This is a genomic window from Endozoicomonas sp. G2_1, assembly GCF_017744155.1.
In the GTDB taxonomy this organism is placed as follows: domain Bacteria; phylum Pseudomonadota; class Gammaproteobacteria; order Enterobacterales; family Alteromonadaceae; genus JAGHQT01.
Map to the genome: position 1 here is coordinate 92,684 of NZ_JAGHQT010000002.1, position 14,162 is coordinate 106,845.

Here is a 14,162-nt window from a genome sequence, read left to right on the forward strand (position 1 = left end):
GAATATTGGCTTTTATTCTAGAAGGCTACGCGGAGAATATGAATATATATGAGCATAGCCGACAACGAAGTAAAGCCAAGAGGCAAGCTTAATATCAAATATTAGCCGCCGAAGTCATCCAATAGGATATTCTCGTCTTCTACACCCAAGTCTTTCAGCATACCGATAACAGCAGCATTCATCATAGGTGGACCACACATGTAGTATTCACAATCTTCTGGCGCTTCGTGATCGCGCAAGTAGTTTTCGTATAGAACGTTGTGAATAAAGCCTGTCATGCCTTCCCAGTTATCTTCTGGTTGCGGATCAGACAAGGCGACATGCCAATCGAAGTTTTCGTTTTCAGCTGCTAAGCCGTTGAAGTCATCTTCATAGAACATTTCACGCAATGAGCGCGCACCGTACCAGAAAGAGATCTTACGCTTAGATTTAAGACGCTTCAGTTGGTCGAAAATATGAGAACGCATTGGTGCCATACCTGCACCACCACCGATAAAGACCATTTCGTTATCAGTCTCTTTCGCGAAGAACTCACCAAATGGACCTGAAATTGTCACTTTATCACCGGCTTTTAAGCTCCAGATAAATGATGACATTTTACCCGCAGGTAAAGATAGGTTATTAGGCGGCGGCGTAGCGATACGCACGTTAAGCATAATAATACCTTCTTCTTCAGGGTAGTTGGCCATTGAGTATGCACGCAAGGTGTCAGTATCAACTTTCGATTCGATATCGAAGAAGCCAAAACGCTCCCAATCACCGCGATATTCTTCAGGAATATCGAAGTCTTTGTACTTAACGTGGTGAGCTGGTGCTTCAATTTGAATGTAACCACCAGCGCGGAACGGGACTGACTCGCCATCAGGGATGCCTAACTTAAGCTCCTTGATGAAGGTTGCTTTGTTATCGTTAGAGATAACTTCACATTCCCACTGCTGAACACCGAAGATTTCATCTTCAAGCTCGATGTCCATGTCTTGCTTAACAGCAACTTGACACGACAAACGACAGCCTTCTTTTGCTTCACGCTTAGTAATGTGGCCTTGCTCAGTTGGCAAAATGTCGCCACCACCGGCGTGAACGTGAACACGACACTGGCCACAAGTACCACCGCCACCACAAGCTGACGGTACGAAAATACCTTGGTCAGCTAAAACGCCCAAAAGCTTACCACCAGCGGCTGTTGTTACTGCTTTTTCTGGGTCGCCATTAATTGAAATGGTTACATCACCTGTTGAAACTAACTTAGATTTGGCAAATAAAATTACCAAAACAAGTGCAACAACGATAACTGTAAACATTGATACGCCGAGAATAATTTCCATCGACTTTTCCTATGCACTGCTATGGAGAAAGCTAAGTAAATCTTTCGACTTAGCTTTCTGCGTTAATCTTATTATAACGAAATACCACCGAAAGAAAGAAAGCCAAACGCCATCAATCCCGCAGTAATAAACGTAATACCCAAACCTTTAAGGCCATCTGGTACATCAGAGTACTTCATTTTCTCACGGATACCCGCAAGTAAAACAATCGCTAATGCCCAACCGATACCAGAACCGATACCGTAAACAACAGACTCACCTAAGGTTAAGTTCTTCGCAACCATGAATGAAACCGCGCCGAAGATAGCACAGTTTACGGTGATTAACGGTAAGAAGATCCCTAACGCGTTGTATAAAGGTGGGAAATATTTGTCTAAGACCATTTCAAGAATCTGAACAAGTGCTGCGATAACACCAATGAAAGTAATGAAAGACAAGAAGCTTAAATCGATTGATTTAGCAGGGTCAGTCACACCCATTACGCTATCTAAGGCACCTGGAGCCAAGATTGCTTGATAAATGATTTGGTTAGCAGGAACCGCAATACCAAGTACTACTACAACCGCAACACCTAAACCAATAGCCGTGCTAACTTTCTTAGAAACCGCTAGGAAAGTACACATACCCAAGAAAAAGCTTAACGCGATGTTCTCGATAAAAATGGTTTTAACTAAAAGTGATAAATAATGTTCCATTAGTCTTTCTCCACCTGCTCAGGCTTCCACTGGCGAATAGCCCAAATGATTAAACCAATGACGAAGAATGAGCTAAATGGCAACACAAGTAGACCATTTGCTTGATACCAACCACCATTTTGAATAAGTGGTAAGATTTCTACACCGAAAAGCGTACCAAAACCCAATAGCTCGCGGAAGAAAGCAACAGTCATAAGAATGAAGCCATAACCCAAGCCATTACCGATACCGTCTAAGAAGCTCACACCTGGCTTTTCTTTCATCGCAAAAGCTTCGGCACGACCCATAACGATACAGTTGGTAATAATCAAACCAACGAATACCGCCAGTTCTTTTGACAGAGCGTAAGAGAACGCTTTTAACACTTGGTCAACCACGATTACTAATGACGCAATAATTGCCATCTGTACGATAATACGAACACTTGATGGAATCTGGTTGCGGATAATCGAGATAAATAAGTTAGAAAAAGCTGTAACGAAGACAACCGCTAACGTCATTACTAATGCGTTAGCCATTGAACTTGTTACCGCTAGTGCAGAACAAATACCCAATACTTGTAGAGCAATAGGGTTGTTGTCAACAATCGGTTTCGTTAAAACCTTATTCGCTTCTGAAGCCATTATTTAACCCCCTGTGCGCGAAATTTAGCAATGAAAGGCTTGTAGCCTTCTTCACCAAACCAAAACTGCAAGGTATTTGTAACACCGTTACTGGTTAATGTCGCACCTGATAATGCGTCAACACCGTGGATATCACCCGCTTTAGCGCCACCTTTAACTAAGCGCGCTTTCACTTCACCTGCTTGGTCGTAAATTTTCTTACCTGGCCATAGAGCAATCCACTTAGGGTTAAGTACTTCAGCACCTAGTCCCGGAGTTTCTTTATGATCAGAGTAAATAACGTTTTTCACTGTGTTTAAGTCAGCTTCTAAACCAACATAACCGTGCATTAAATCCCATAAACCAGAACCAACAATCGGTAATACCACAGTTTCAACTTGGTTGTTGTCATTGCGAACTAAGTATACAACAGCATCGTGTGAACGACGGTTGATACCAGCGATGTCATTTTGAGGCTTGTCTGACTTAGCTAAGTCACGAGAGTTGCGACGCTCGTCAAACAAATCAGGGTTACCTTCAATGAACTCGCCAGAGTCAAGGTCAACCATTTTAGCTTCAACGTATTTTTCAAAAGTCGCTACAATTGATTTAGCGCTACCATCGGTTGCGCTAAGCAAGTTAGCTGCTTCTAAAATTTTAGTTTGTTTGTCTAGTAATTTGTTTGCTGTTTGTAACGGCTTAAGTTGAACCGCAGCAAATGATACTAATAAGGCACAAACAACACAGACGGCTAAAACAAAACCAACTGTTTTGCCAAAAGTTTCTTTATTAGCTGACACGTGCGATCCTCCGTTTAACGTTTGCTTGAACCACAAAGTAGTCAAACAATGGCGCGAATAAGTTAGCGAATAAAATAGCTAGCATCATACCTTCTGGGAACGCAGGGTTAACAACGCGAACCAAGACAACCATTACGCCAACTAATGCACCAAACCAGTATTTACCCGTGTTGGTAAATGACATAGTCACTGGGTCTGTTGCCATAAACATCATACCGAAGGCAAAACCACCTACGACTAAGTGCCAGTACCAAGGCATAGCAAACATAGCGTTAGTGTCACTGCCAATAGCATTAAATAGCGTTGCAGTTACCGCCATACCTAAGAATACACTTAGTACGATGCGCCATGAGGCAATACCCTTGTAAAGAATGTAAGCACCACCAAGTAAAATCATCGCGGTAGACACTTCACCTACTGAACCAGGAATTAAGCCCCAGAATGCGTTCCACCAATCAGCGTTCATGCTGTAATCGATAGTACCAGGAAGCGCAGCAGCGCCAGCGGCTAAGTGAGTAGCACCTGAGAAGCCATCAACGGCTACCCAAACGGCATCACCAGAGATCTCTGCCGGGTAAGCGAAGAATAAGAACGCACGACCTGCAAGTGCTGGGTTAAGGAAGTTTTTACCTGTACCACCGAAGATTTCTTTGGCAATAACAACACCAAAGGTAATACCGATAGCCACTTGCCACAATGGAATTGAAGCCGGCAAAATCAAAGCAAAAAGAATTGAAGTGACGAAGAAACCTTCGTTAACTTCATGCTTGCGAACAGCGGCAAACAATACTTCCCAGAAACCACCAACAATAAAGGTCGTTGCATAAATAGGCAGGAAGAAACAGGCACCGTAAAGCATCATAGTGAACCAACCAGCATCTGCTGATAACTCACCACCGAACATGCTAAACAAAGCAACTTGCCAAGTATCAGGTAATGTAGAACCTGCTGCTAATGCTTCAGTTGCTTGGAAACCGATGTTGTACATACCCCAGAACATTGCTGGGAATACAGCCAACCAAACCGTAATCATAATACGTTTTAAGTCGATGCTGTCGCGAATATGAGTTTTACCCTTGGTGACATAACCCGGAGTAAATAAACCAGTGGCAATGGCTTCATAAAGCGCAAACCACTTTTCGTGTTTGCCGCCTTTCTCAAAATGCGGCTCAATATCTTCAATAAACTTTTTCAAGCCCATGTCTAACCTTCCTTCTCGATTGTGGTTAGGCAATCACGAAGTAGTACGCCGTAATCTGTTTTGCCTGGGCAAACAAATGTACACAACGCTAAATCTTCTTCATCAAGCTCTAAGGCACCTAATTGTTGGGCACCATCTGTATCACCAGCGCATAAGTCGCGCAGCAATAATGTCGGTAATACGTCAAGTGGCATCACGCGCTCGTAGTTACCAATTGGCACCATGGCACGAGCACTACCGTTGGTAGTTGTCGTCATATTGAACAACTTGCCCTTGAAGAAATGCGACATATAAGCACGAGTAACAGAGAATTTATTCGGGCCTGGGTACATGTAGCCGATAAACTCTTTTTCACGACCTTCGTTCAATAATACAACTTGAACGTGGTAACGACCTAAGTAGCCGTGAACGCCTTGTGCTGTTTGACCTTGTAGCAATGAACCTGACACTAGACGAGTTTCGCCGTCTGCCGCTTCATTTGCTGCTAATTCGCTAATGTTCGCGCCTAAAGTAGTGCGTACTAAACGTGGATTTTTCGCTGCTGGACCTGCAAGAGAAACAACGCGAGTGTTGTTCAACTCACCAGTAGTGAACAACTGACCGAAAGCGATAACGTCTTGATAACCAAGATGCCAAACAAATTTTTCAGCACCAACTGGTTTTAAGAAGTGAATATGAGTACCTACTAGGCCAGCTGGATGTTTACCAGCAAACTCATTCACTTTTGCACCAGCTTCAACAGGAATGTTGGCACCAGGTGCTTTACTGACGAATACTTCACCATCAGTTAAACGAGAAAGTACCGTTAAACCTTGTTTAAAGGCTTCGCTTTGCTCGTTAATAATAACTTCAGGGTTAGCAGACAGTGGATTGGTGTCCATTGCACTAATGAAGATCGCTTCAGGTGTGCTATCAATCGCTGGAATTTTGCTGTAAGGACGGGTGCGCAATGCTGTCCACAAACCTGATTTAACTAGGTTATCGACAACTGCTTGACGGTCCAAAGAAGCTAATTGGTCAGCGCTGTAGCTAGTAAAGGTCTCTTGCTCGTCGCCATCAACTTCGATGACAACAGATTGCAAAACACGCTTTTCACCACGGTTAATTTCAGTCACAACACCTGCAGCTTGAGCGGTAAAAAGAACACCTGGGTTCTTCTTATCTGAGAAAAGCACCTGACCTTTTTTAACGCGGTCACCGACTTTTACAGACATCGTAGGACGCATGCCTACGTACTCTTCACCGAGAGTTGCAACGGTTTTAACGGCATTGCCGTCTTGGATTACTTGCTGGGGAGCACCACTAACCGGTACATCCAGCCCCTTTTTAATTGTAATCATAAACACTTGCACTACTTTGACGGGAGTAATAAAACCAACTTATCAAGGCAGTGATTAGGTAAGAGCCAACACTAATTTGATAAACCGATTTCAGTGTATTTCAGCGAAACACTGCAAAACTGCTTAAAAATAAGCTGTTTTAAACAGCCAACGCCATTTAGTTAAATTATTCAGCCGCGAATTTTAGCACGAAAAAGGTGTCAGATGCTATCTGCTACCTAAAAATTTTATCGACGATCTTTAACGAAAACTTTGTTGACGCAAAAAGCGCAAACAGCCAACAAAAAACCACAAAATAACATTAAAAATCAACAATATAAAAAAACAAACAACAAGCCATTAGCAAAAAAAAGGTTTTATTAATGAGGATCAAAAAGTGTGAAAAGCTCAAATAACCACCAACACTTGGTAGAACGAAATTCTATAAGATAAGCGCTTACGCACTCATACTCAGATAGATCTCAATAGGAAATTTAAATCACCGACACAAATAAACCAAATTATCCTAAGCTTTTCTCAATATATAAAAATTTGTCCATATTTATCATTGACTTTCGCTAGTCCACCAGTAAAAATATTGTTACATTTTTGTTTCAAACTCTCGTATTCAATCACCTAAAAGATAAAGTTTGTGATGTATTTATCTTATTGAGAATGGAAGCCAGCAAAACTCTCAGTTTTGCCTATTAATTAGGATAAGATCACGGATGATAGATACCTCTTCTACATGCAATAAAGCATTTGTTTTAGCTCATAACACATCAATTGCCAGTAACTTAGCGCTTGAGAAGTTTGTAAACCTACTCAAAACGTGTGAATTCAATTTAACCATAGCAAGTCAGTTGCCATCAGCTGCGAGCTCTAGACAATATCAATTTGTTTTCGTCGACTACGCCTCGCAAAGTAGTACTCACTACTCGTTAACCGATATCGCCAAGTTGGCTAACGGCACTAACATCGTTTTGTTTAACTGCAGTTCACAGTGCGGCGATGAAAAACACCCATTATTCTCAGGTATCAAAGGGATTTTTTATCAGCAAGACCGCCCTGACATCATTCTAAAAGGTATTCAATGCTTATCTAAGGGTGAGTCATGGTTTAAACGATCTACCATGAGTGCTGCGCTGTCTGAGTTGCTGTCATCAAGTATTAAGTCACTAAAAACTTCAACCGAAACAGATCAAATAGAAATTGATTCAGATTTGTTAACCAAACGAGAAAAAACGATTGTAAAACTGGTATCGGCAGGTGCACAGAACAAAGAGATCGCAGCTCACCTTCACATCAGTCCCAATACCGTTAAAACCCATATTTACAGTATTTTTAGGAAAACCAATTCTCGCAACAGAATTGAACTCATAACTTGGTCACAAAAACTCAGTCAGCCTCTTAGCTAGCGATGTTTACTAGCGCGTAGTTCTTTAAAAAATATAAATCAATAAAAAAGCCAAGCATCAGCTTGGCTTTTTACGTTATATCAGTTGCGCGTGTTCTATTAGAAGTTAACCGTTACGTCGTTTGAACATGCAGTTGACGCGTCACACACTGAATAGGTAAATTCACTGCCTTGAATACGTCGTTCGCGATCGCGATAAATGCCAGTATTGTTTACTGTATCAATCTTGACACCGTTGCGATAAATATCGACTGTTTCAGCGCTTGTGCCTTGCCATTCAATATCAACACGCAATCGACCTAAACGAGACTTGTAAGCTCTTGCTACTGACAGTTCGATGTTTGCATCAGAAACATCAACACTGAGCACTTTAGTATCGGTGCGCCCTTCACTGTCAGTCACGACTAAAGTTACGTCGTAGCTGCCTGACTGAGCATAAGTATGACTAGGGTTTTGTTCAGCTGAGCCCGCACCATCACCGAAGTCCCATGCCCAACTAACAATATCACCATTACTATCACTACTGCCATCAGTGAAGTTAACTGATAACCCTTCTGGCACAAAACTAAAGTCAGCAACAGGAGCGACAGGAGCTACTTCGCCAAGACCAGTAAAGGTCATTTGCCAGCTGTTCAAAGTACCGGTATCAACATTGGCTGAATCAACCACTGTTAAGGTCCAGCCGCCCGTTGCAATTTCACCGTTAAAGCTCGATGAATTAAATGTTTGGCTAATATCATCAGCACCACCACCGGCTCTGCTATGTAACACGGCAGTAGTTCCTGCTGGTGATGTCAAACTAACGGTTAAATCACCGATGTATGTATGCTTAATATCTACAAATGTTGCGGTATCAAAAATAGTAATCTCGTCGGCAACATTAATGACTGAACTAATACCTTCAGCATCGTTATCCGGAATGGCAACGCTGGTGTTATTGCTATAAGTAAAGTCAGTTAAACCTTGAGGGTTAACATACAGAGATACCGTTTGCTCTTTAACTAAATCACCACTGGTACCTGTTACCGTAAAGCTGTACTCGCCCCAAGCAGTTTCAGCCGTTGTCGGTACTGATAGAGTAAAAGTATCACCCGGTTCGACTGTTGCTGATGATAAACTTGCTCCCTCTAAAGTACCTGCTACGGTCAGCGAGATATCTCCACTCCAGTCAGCGATAGAACCGACATCAAAGCTATATGATGCTGTTTCACCTGCAACTAGTGTAACCTGACGAGGAGTTGCAGAGAATCTAAAGCCAGGGGTTGGATCGGCATCTATAAGTGCTTGGTTAACATTTAAGCGCTTACCCGAAACCGTGCGTCCAGTTAAATCAGCATTATCGTCACCGCTATTCATCAACAGCGCTTTTAGCTCGGCAGTAGTTAAGCTTGGGTTAACCGCTAACGCAAGTGCTGCAGCACCGGCAACATGTGGAGTTGCCATCGAAGTCCCTGAAATAGAGTTGTAACCACCGCCCGGCCAAGTCGATAAAATTGCCGAACCAGGAGCACCTAAATCAACACTATTGGCACCGTACTGAGAAAAACCAGACATTGCATCGGTGTGTGTTGTACTTGCAACAGCAACAACGCTATCGTGTTCATAACTTGCAGGATAACTAGGTGTGACATCATTATCTGAAGCACTATTACCGGCAGCTGCAACGAATAAAATACCCGCTTGCTCTGAGGAAGTAATAGCGTCAGATAAGGCTTGGCTGAAACCGCCACCGCCCCAACTGTTATTCAGCACGCGCAGGTTAACACCGTTGTTGCGCAAACCAACCATGTAATCAATACACTTTAATGCGTCTGATGTTGAGCCAGAACCTGAAGCATCTAAAAACTTACAGCCAACAATTGACACTTCCTGGTTAACGCCAACAACACCTTCATTATTGTCACCAACTGCGCCAATCGTACCGGCAACATGGGTACCATGGCCGTTGTCATCCATAGGGTCACCGCTATCAGTAATGGCGTTGATACCATAAATGTCATCGATATAACCATTGTTGTCATTATCGATACCATCGCCGGCAATTTCTCCTGAGTTAACCCACATATTGGCATTTAAATCAGAGTGACTGTGATCGACACCCGTATCAATTACACCAACAACAACGTCACGACTACCAGTACTGATATCCCAAGCTTCAACCGCATCAATATCGGCATCATCTGAACCACCGGTTTGGCCGGTATTATTCAATCCCCACAACTCATCAAAGCGCGTATCGTTTGGTGTTGTTGCCGCTTTAACAATGTAATCTGGTTCTGCGTATAACACTGCTGGATGATTTTTTAACTTTTCTAACGCCTGCTTACTCGACATTTTATCGAGTTTAAAGTTGGCCAAACGTCCGTTCAAAATGTGTTGGTACTTATCGTCAACTTCATCTTTGTTGAAATCAGAAACTTGCGCTCTAACGATACTTCTTACGCTGCTACGCTCGAACTTAGAAACGCCTTTTTTGTAGATAACCATGATTGAGTTTTCTTCAGCTTTTACCCTAGTGTCTGAAGAAATATCAACTGAAGCAGTTGCCATAGCGGGCGCTATAGCTAGCGCGATTGCCGATAATTTATGTTTCATATTAAAACCTATTTTAAAAGAGTTTAGTTTTCTAGAAGTCACCTTCTAGTCCAAAAACAGGTTCTCAATTTCACGAGTTATTCAACGACTGTATTTATGCAACACATTTACTTTAACCATACAAAAAACAAAATTACTAGCAAAAGCCTAAAAACACGACTTTTTGCTTAGTTTTTAACGACTAAATAATACTTTTTGGTGATAGAAAATAATTAACGGCAAACCAGTCGGGCTTCGCTTTTTAATAATACTTTAGTGCTACAAAAATACAGCCAGGCCTAAAAACACCACCTAAAAAAACGTAAAACACTGATAAATATAAAAAAATAAAAAATAATAATTTTAGGTGATAGGTTTAAATTACGTTAACAATTAACGTTGTAAATGCAACCAAGTGTTAACAATTAAACATTAAGGACAATAACCTTGCTAAATAAAAGCTTTACTCAAAAATCATTACTTAACGCGCTTATTACACAACTAAGTGTTGCGAGTTTCGCTTTATCTAGCAGTGTTTATGGCCAACAAGATTTAGTTGCTGGCACTGACTTAACAGACTCTCAGTTATCTTTGAGTTTAACAACGACGATTACCACCCCCAGTGGCGGCGAAGGACAATCAATAGTCATTAGCCAATACGGTGTTTATAACAAAGCAACGCTCAGTCAAAAGGCAGACTCGGCTAACCAACTATTCATTAGCCAAGATGGCTTCAACAATTCAGCAATACTCACTCAACTTGGCGATGGTAATACTATCGAAGTCATTCAACACGGTGACGACAATTGGGCAGAGGTAGTGCAAGTTGGTGACGCCAATATCGCCAATATAAAACAGGACGGTGAACAAGGTTTTACAGTTCATCAAATAGGAAATGATATGGTCGTTAATGTCACACAATATTAATGATCTACGTTGGAGAACAAAGTGAAAACGAATAAAACAACAATCGCCTGTGCGATAGTACTAGCATTAAGCGCACAACAAACAGCATACGCCAACGACGACATCAAAGATGCAAACCAGCATGTACAAAGCGATTTTATGGCAGATGCAACGGGTAATGTCATCTTGTTATCTCAAACTTCAGGTGACGATGCGATTATCGGCAACGAAGTAAGTTTAAGCCAAGACGGAGATGTTAATGGCTTAAATGTGACATTAACCGGCGAAAATAACGATGTCACTGCTGATCAAACCGGTACTGAAAATGTCGCTATCATCACAAGTATCGGTGAAGGTAATAGCCAAGTTGTTAACCAATCGGGGGAAGGCAACGACACCCGCAGCTCAGTAACTGGCAACAATAACAATGTTGAAATTAGCCAAGAAGGCGATGGTTACCTCGGTATCGGCAACGCCATCGTTAACACAGTTGTCGGAGACGATAACGATATTAATATGACCCAAGGCGACGGTGGCCACTTTGCTTTCAACCGAGAAATGGAAGGTAATGGAAACACAGTTGAAACGAGTCAAACCGGTGAATGGCACGAAATTCATTTAACGAAAGTCACTGGCGATAGCAACACTATCGAAGTTGAACAAGACGGTTACTTCAGTGTTGCTCGTTTTACCGATATTGAGGGTAATAATAACGAGCTGTCAGTAGAGCAAGAAGGTGAGCGTAACCGAATTACTGTGACAGCGATTATTGGTGACAATAACGATATCGAAATCGACCAAGACGGCAACCGCAATACCGCTGAATCAGGTGTTTTTACCGGTTCAGACAACGAAGTCACATTAACGCAAATTGGCGATAGCAATACCTCTACATTTGAAGCTATCGGCGACAGTAACGAGTTTAACGTGACTCAAGCAGGCGACGAAAACAGCTCATACGTAGGTGTTATCGGTACTGAAAATGACTTTAGCGTCGTTCAAACAGGTAGCTTAAACGAGTCACATTTAGTTAACTTCAACGGCTTCCAAAACGACATTAATGTTATTCAATCAGGTGACGAAAATGTCACGGTTGTCGAAGCATCAATCGAAGACACGCAATTAACCACAAACAACAGTGAAATAAACGTCAACCAATCTGGTGAAGCTAACGATGCTGTTATTGGTATCAGCAGCATTCTCGACAGCAATTTCAATACCGTTGATATTGTTCAAGACGGCGACTTAAATGCGTTAGACATTATGATTGAAGGTAGCAACCATACAATTGATATCGCGCAAATCGGCGACGAAAACTTAGTGACCGGTGCGGCTGGCGCGCCAATGTTAATCGGCGGTGCCAACGTTAACTTAAGCATTAGTCAAACGGGTAATGGCAACATTGTTGAGGGTTCTGTCATCAGTGACTCAGGCAGTATTGCTATCACTCAAGTAGGTAACTGGAACACCGCCACTATCGTTCAACAGTAATCTACCACAGAGTTGCAGCATTGGGGCTTATAAACGGATTTCAATAAGCCCCCTTTTTACTCTCACTATCGCAATGAAAACTATAATAACAACACTACTGCTATACCTCTGCGTTTTTAACGCTCTCGCTGACGATTTAGAGATCGGTGGCTTGCTACTCGACAGTACGATTAGTCGTCAAGGTCACGAATTTGCCCTGAAGTTTTCACAGCTTTGGCAAGACTTGCCCAACTCAGAAGGGATAAATGTTCACATCACCGAACAAGTGATTCCGCGTTCTGGCACTAAACTCAATTTAATCATGAATGGCAAAGTGATTTACGTCACTTATATGGGTCGTCGCCAAACGCCGATTATGGAAAGAGTTGAACAGGCAATGTTTACCTTGATTGAAGCTATGGTTGAGAACCAACACAACAGCAGTAGTCCAGATATTGCAACAAACGGATGGTAATATGAAAAAAACAATCGCACTATGCACAGTATTCTCACTCGCCTTTTTACCCACTTTTATCAGTAGCGCTACAGAATTAGTTTACACACCAATAAACCCGAGTTTTGGCGGCAGCCCACTCAACGGCAGCTATTTACTGAGCAAAGCACAAGCGCAAAACAAACACCGAGCGCCTGTGTCTGAAAAAAGTTACGGCGAGCGTTTTCAGGACTCCCTTGAGCGAGCGTCAATCAACCGCATGGTACGAGAAATCACCGACCTAGCCTTTGGCGATGCTTGTGATCCTGCTACTAACCCAAGCTGTGATCCCAGTATATTTGGACAAGACGCGACGTTTACTAGCGAAGGCTACGAAATTCAAATTATTACCAGTTCAAGTGACAGCATCACCGTACAAATTACAAATACCGATACCGGCGAAGTGACCATTATCGAAGTACCGAGATTTGGTTAAGCTATGAAAACAATTATTACTATTTTAATGACCATATTGCTATCTGCTTGCGCACAAGTACAAAATTTAATACCACCTGCGCAATCTTCTGCTATTACCATCGCGCCATCAGCAACACTTAGTGAATTACAAGCATTGCCTAAGCCCAAAGGCGCGATTCCAGTCTCAGTATATTCTTTTCGCGATCAAACAGGACAGTACAAACCTCAAGCTAACGTCAGTTCTTTTTCAACGGCGGTTACTCAAGGTGCCAACTCAATATTAGTGCAAACATTGAGTGAGTCTGATTGGTTTTTGCCGGTTGAGCGCGAGGGCTTACAAAATATTTTAACCGAGCGAAAAATAACCAGAGCGGCACTACAAGCCAACAACGCTGGTGATCAAAGTAAAGATTTACCTCCGTTAACCACAGCCAAAATTATTTTAGAAGGCGGCATTATCAGCTATGACTCGAATATAAAAACTGGTGGTTTTGGCGCTGAATACTTTGGCATTAACGCCTCTGAACTCTATCGAGAAGACCAAATTGCGGTTTATATGCGCGCGATTGATGTCCGCACAGGTCAAGTATTAGTATCGGTGTCGACGAGCAAAAAAGTGCTGAGTAAAGAAGTTAGAGCTGGGCTGTTTCGCTACGTCAGTTTTAAACGCTTAGCCGAGGCTGAAATGGGGTATTCAACTAATGAGCCTATGCATGTTTGCGTCACCCAGACCATAGAAAAAGCAGTCGCTGATCTAATTTTAAAAGGCATTGAGAAAGGCGTTTGGCGCCCGCAAACCAGTTAATAAAAAGGCCACGCTCTTGTTAATTGTTGCTACTGTATAGGGTGGCGCAACTTGTTGCCATAGTAAATTGAATTACCGGAGGTTTATGATAATTTAAAGGTATATTCGTAGACGGATATTACTGAGACGTCTACATAG

The 14,162-nt window shown here is 42.2% G+C and carries 13 protein-coding genes; 6 read left to right on the plus strand and 7 right to left on the minus strand.

Annotation, left to right across the window (positions count from 1 at the left end; translation table 11 throughout):
- Nucleotides 1–101: 101 nt before the first annotated feature.
- From nqrF to J7384_RS03440, 6 genes are all read right to left on the minus strand, one after another.
- On the minus strand, nt 102–1,325 hold the full coding sequence (gene nqrF / locus J7384_RS03415; RefSeq protein ID WP_209111473.1) for an NADH:ubiquinone reductase (Na(+)-transporting) subunit F: 1,224 nt from the start codon (nt 1,323–1,325) through the stop codon (nt 102–104).
- A gap of 71 nt (nt 1,326–1,396) precedes the next feature.
- Nucleotides 1,397–2,020, minus strand: a complete 624-nt coding sequence (nqrE, locus tag J7384_RS03420) for an NADH:ubiquinone reductase (Na(+)-transporting) subunit E (RefSeq protein WP_209111474.1) — start codon at nt 2,018–2,020, stop codon at nt 1,397–1,399.
- Nucleotides 2,020–2,643, minus strand: coding sequence for an NADH:ubiquinone reductase (Na(+)-transporting) subunit D (locus J7384_RS03425; protein ID WP_209111475.1), 624 nt, complete (start codon nt 2,641–2,643; stop codon nt 2,020–2,022). The genes nqrE and J7384_RS03425 overlap by 1 nt, the downstream gene beginning before the upstream one ends.
- Complete coding sequence (locus tag J7384_RS03430) at nt 2,643–3,422, minus strand: Na(+)-translocating NADH-quinone reductase subunit C (RefSeq protein ID WP_209111476.1); 780 nt, start codon at nt 3,420–3,422, stop codon at nt 2,643–2,645. Before J7384_RS03430 ends, J7384_RS03425 begins: the two co-directional genes overlap by 1 nt.
- On the minus strand, nt 3,412–4,623 hold the full coding sequence (locus J7384_RS03435) for an NADH:ubiquinone reductase (Na(+)-transporting) subunit B (protein WP_209111477.1): 1,212 nt from the start codon (nt 4,621–4,623) through the stop codon (nt 3,412–3,414). The genes J7384_RS03430 and J7384_RS03435 overlap by 11 nt, the downstream gene beginning before the upstream one ends.
- Before the next feature lie 2 nt (nt 4,624–4,625).
- Complete coding sequence (locus J7384_RS03440; protein WP_209111478.1) at nt 4,626–5,963, minus strand: Na(+)-translocating NADH-quinone reductase subunit A; 1,338 nt, start codon at nt 5,961–5,963, stop codon at nt 4,626–4,628.
- Between the two features lie 707 nt (nt 5,964–6,670).
- Here J7384_RS03440 and J7384_RS03445 point away from each other — a divergent pair.
- Nucleotides 6,671–7,360, plus strand: coding sequence for a response regulator transcription factor (locus J7384_RS03445; RefSeq protein ID WP_209111479.1), 690 nt, complete (start codon nt 6,671–6,673; stop codon nt 7,358–7,360).
- Nucleotides 7,361–7,458: 98 nt separating this feature from the next.
- On the opposite strand, the gene J7384_RS03450 is transcribed toward J7384_RS03445, so the two are convergent.
- Nucleotides 7,459–9,954 carry a S8 family serine peptidase gene (locus tag J7384_RS03450; protein WP_209111480.1) on the minus strand — a complete coding sequence of 832 codons (2,496 nt, stop codon included), beginning with the start codon at nt 9,952–9,954 and terminating at the stop codon, nt 7,459–7,461.
- A 426-nt stretch (nt 9,955–10,380) separates the two neighbouring features.
- Here J7384_RS03450 and J7384_RS03455 point away from each other — a divergent pair, with 426 nt between their 5' ends.
- The 5 genes from J7384_RS03455 (at nt 10,381) to J7384_RS03475 (ending at nt 14,024) form a co-directional block, all read left to right on the plus strand.
- Nucleotides 10,381–10,860 carry a hypothetical protein gene (locus J7384_RS03455; protein WP_209111481.1) on the plus strand — a complete coding sequence of 160 codons (480 nt, stop codon included), beginning with the start codon at nt 10,381–10,383 and terminating at the stop codon, nt 10,858–10,860.
- 21 nt (nt 10,861–10,881) lie between these two features.
- Entirely contained in the window at nt 10,882–12,330 is a 1,449-nt protein-coding gene (locus tag J7384_RS03460; protein ID WP_209111482.1) for a hypothetical protein, read from the plus strand.
- A 73-nt stretch (nt 12,331–12,403) separates the two neighbouring features.
- Nucleotides 12,404–12,784 (plus strand): CsgE family curli-type amyloid fiber assembly protein, encoded by a 381-nt coding sequence (locus tag J7384_RS03465; protein WP_209111483.1) that lies wholly within the window; start codon nt 12,404–12,406, stop codon nt 12,782–12,784.
- Between the two features lies 1 nt (nt 12,785).
- Nucleotides 12,786–13,238, plus strand: coding sequence for a curli assembly protein CsgF (locus J7384_RS03470; RefSeq protein ID WP_209111484.1), 453 nt, complete (start codon nt 12,786–12,788; stop codon nt 13,236–13,238).
- 3 nt (nt 13,239–13,241) lie between these two features.
- Nucleotides 13,242–14,024: a CsgG/HfaB family protein gene (locus tag J7384_RS03475; protein ID WP_209111485.1), complete on the plus strand. Its 783-nt coding sequence runs from the start codon at nt 13,242–13,244 to the stop codon at nt 14,022–14,024.
- Nucleotides 14,025–14,162 lie beyond the last annotated feature (138 nt).

Excerpts from the sequence above, each read along its gene's own strand:
- nqrF (WP_209111473.1), bottom strand. The coding sequence starts at position 1,325 with ATGGAAATTATTCTCGGCGTATCAATGTTTACAGTTATCGTTGTTGCA.
- nqrE (WP_209111474.1), bottom strand. The coding sequence starts at position 2,020 with ATGGAACATTATTTATCACTTTTAGTTAAAACCATTTTTATCGAGAAC.
- J7384_RS03425 (WP_209111475.1), bottom strand. The coding sequence starts at position 2,643 with ATGGCTTCAGAAGCGAATAAGGTTTTAACGAAACCGATTGTTGACAAC.
- J7384_RS03435 (WP_209111477.1), bottom strand. The coding sequence starts at position 4,623 with ATGGGCTTGAAAAAGTTTATTGAAGATATTGAGCCGCATTTTGAGAAA.
- J7384_RS03440 (WP_209111478.1), bottom strand. The coding sequence starts at position 5,963 with ATGATTACAATTAAAAAGGGGCTGGATGTACCGGTTAGTGGTGCTCCC.
- J7384_RS03445 (WP_209111479.1), top strand. The coding sequence starts at position 6,671 with ATGATAGATACCTCTTCTACATGCAATAAAGCATTTGTTTTAGCTCAT.
- J7384_RS03450 (WP_209111480.1), bottom strand. The coding sequence starts at position 9,954 with ATGAAACATAAATTATCGGCAATCGCGCTAGCTATAGCGCCCGCTATG.
- J7384_RS03465 (WP_209111483.1), top strand. The coding sequence starts at position 12,404 with ATGAAAACTATAATAACAACACTACTGCTATACCTCTGCGTTTTTAAC.
- J7384_RS03470 (WP_209111484.1), top strand. The coding sequence starts at position 12,786 with ATGAAAAAAACAATCGCACTATGCACAGTATTCTCACTCGCCTTTTTA.
- J7384_RS03475 (WP_209111485.1), top strand. The coding sequence starts at position 13,242 with ATGAAAACAATTATTACTATTTTAATGACCATATTGCTATCTGCTTGC.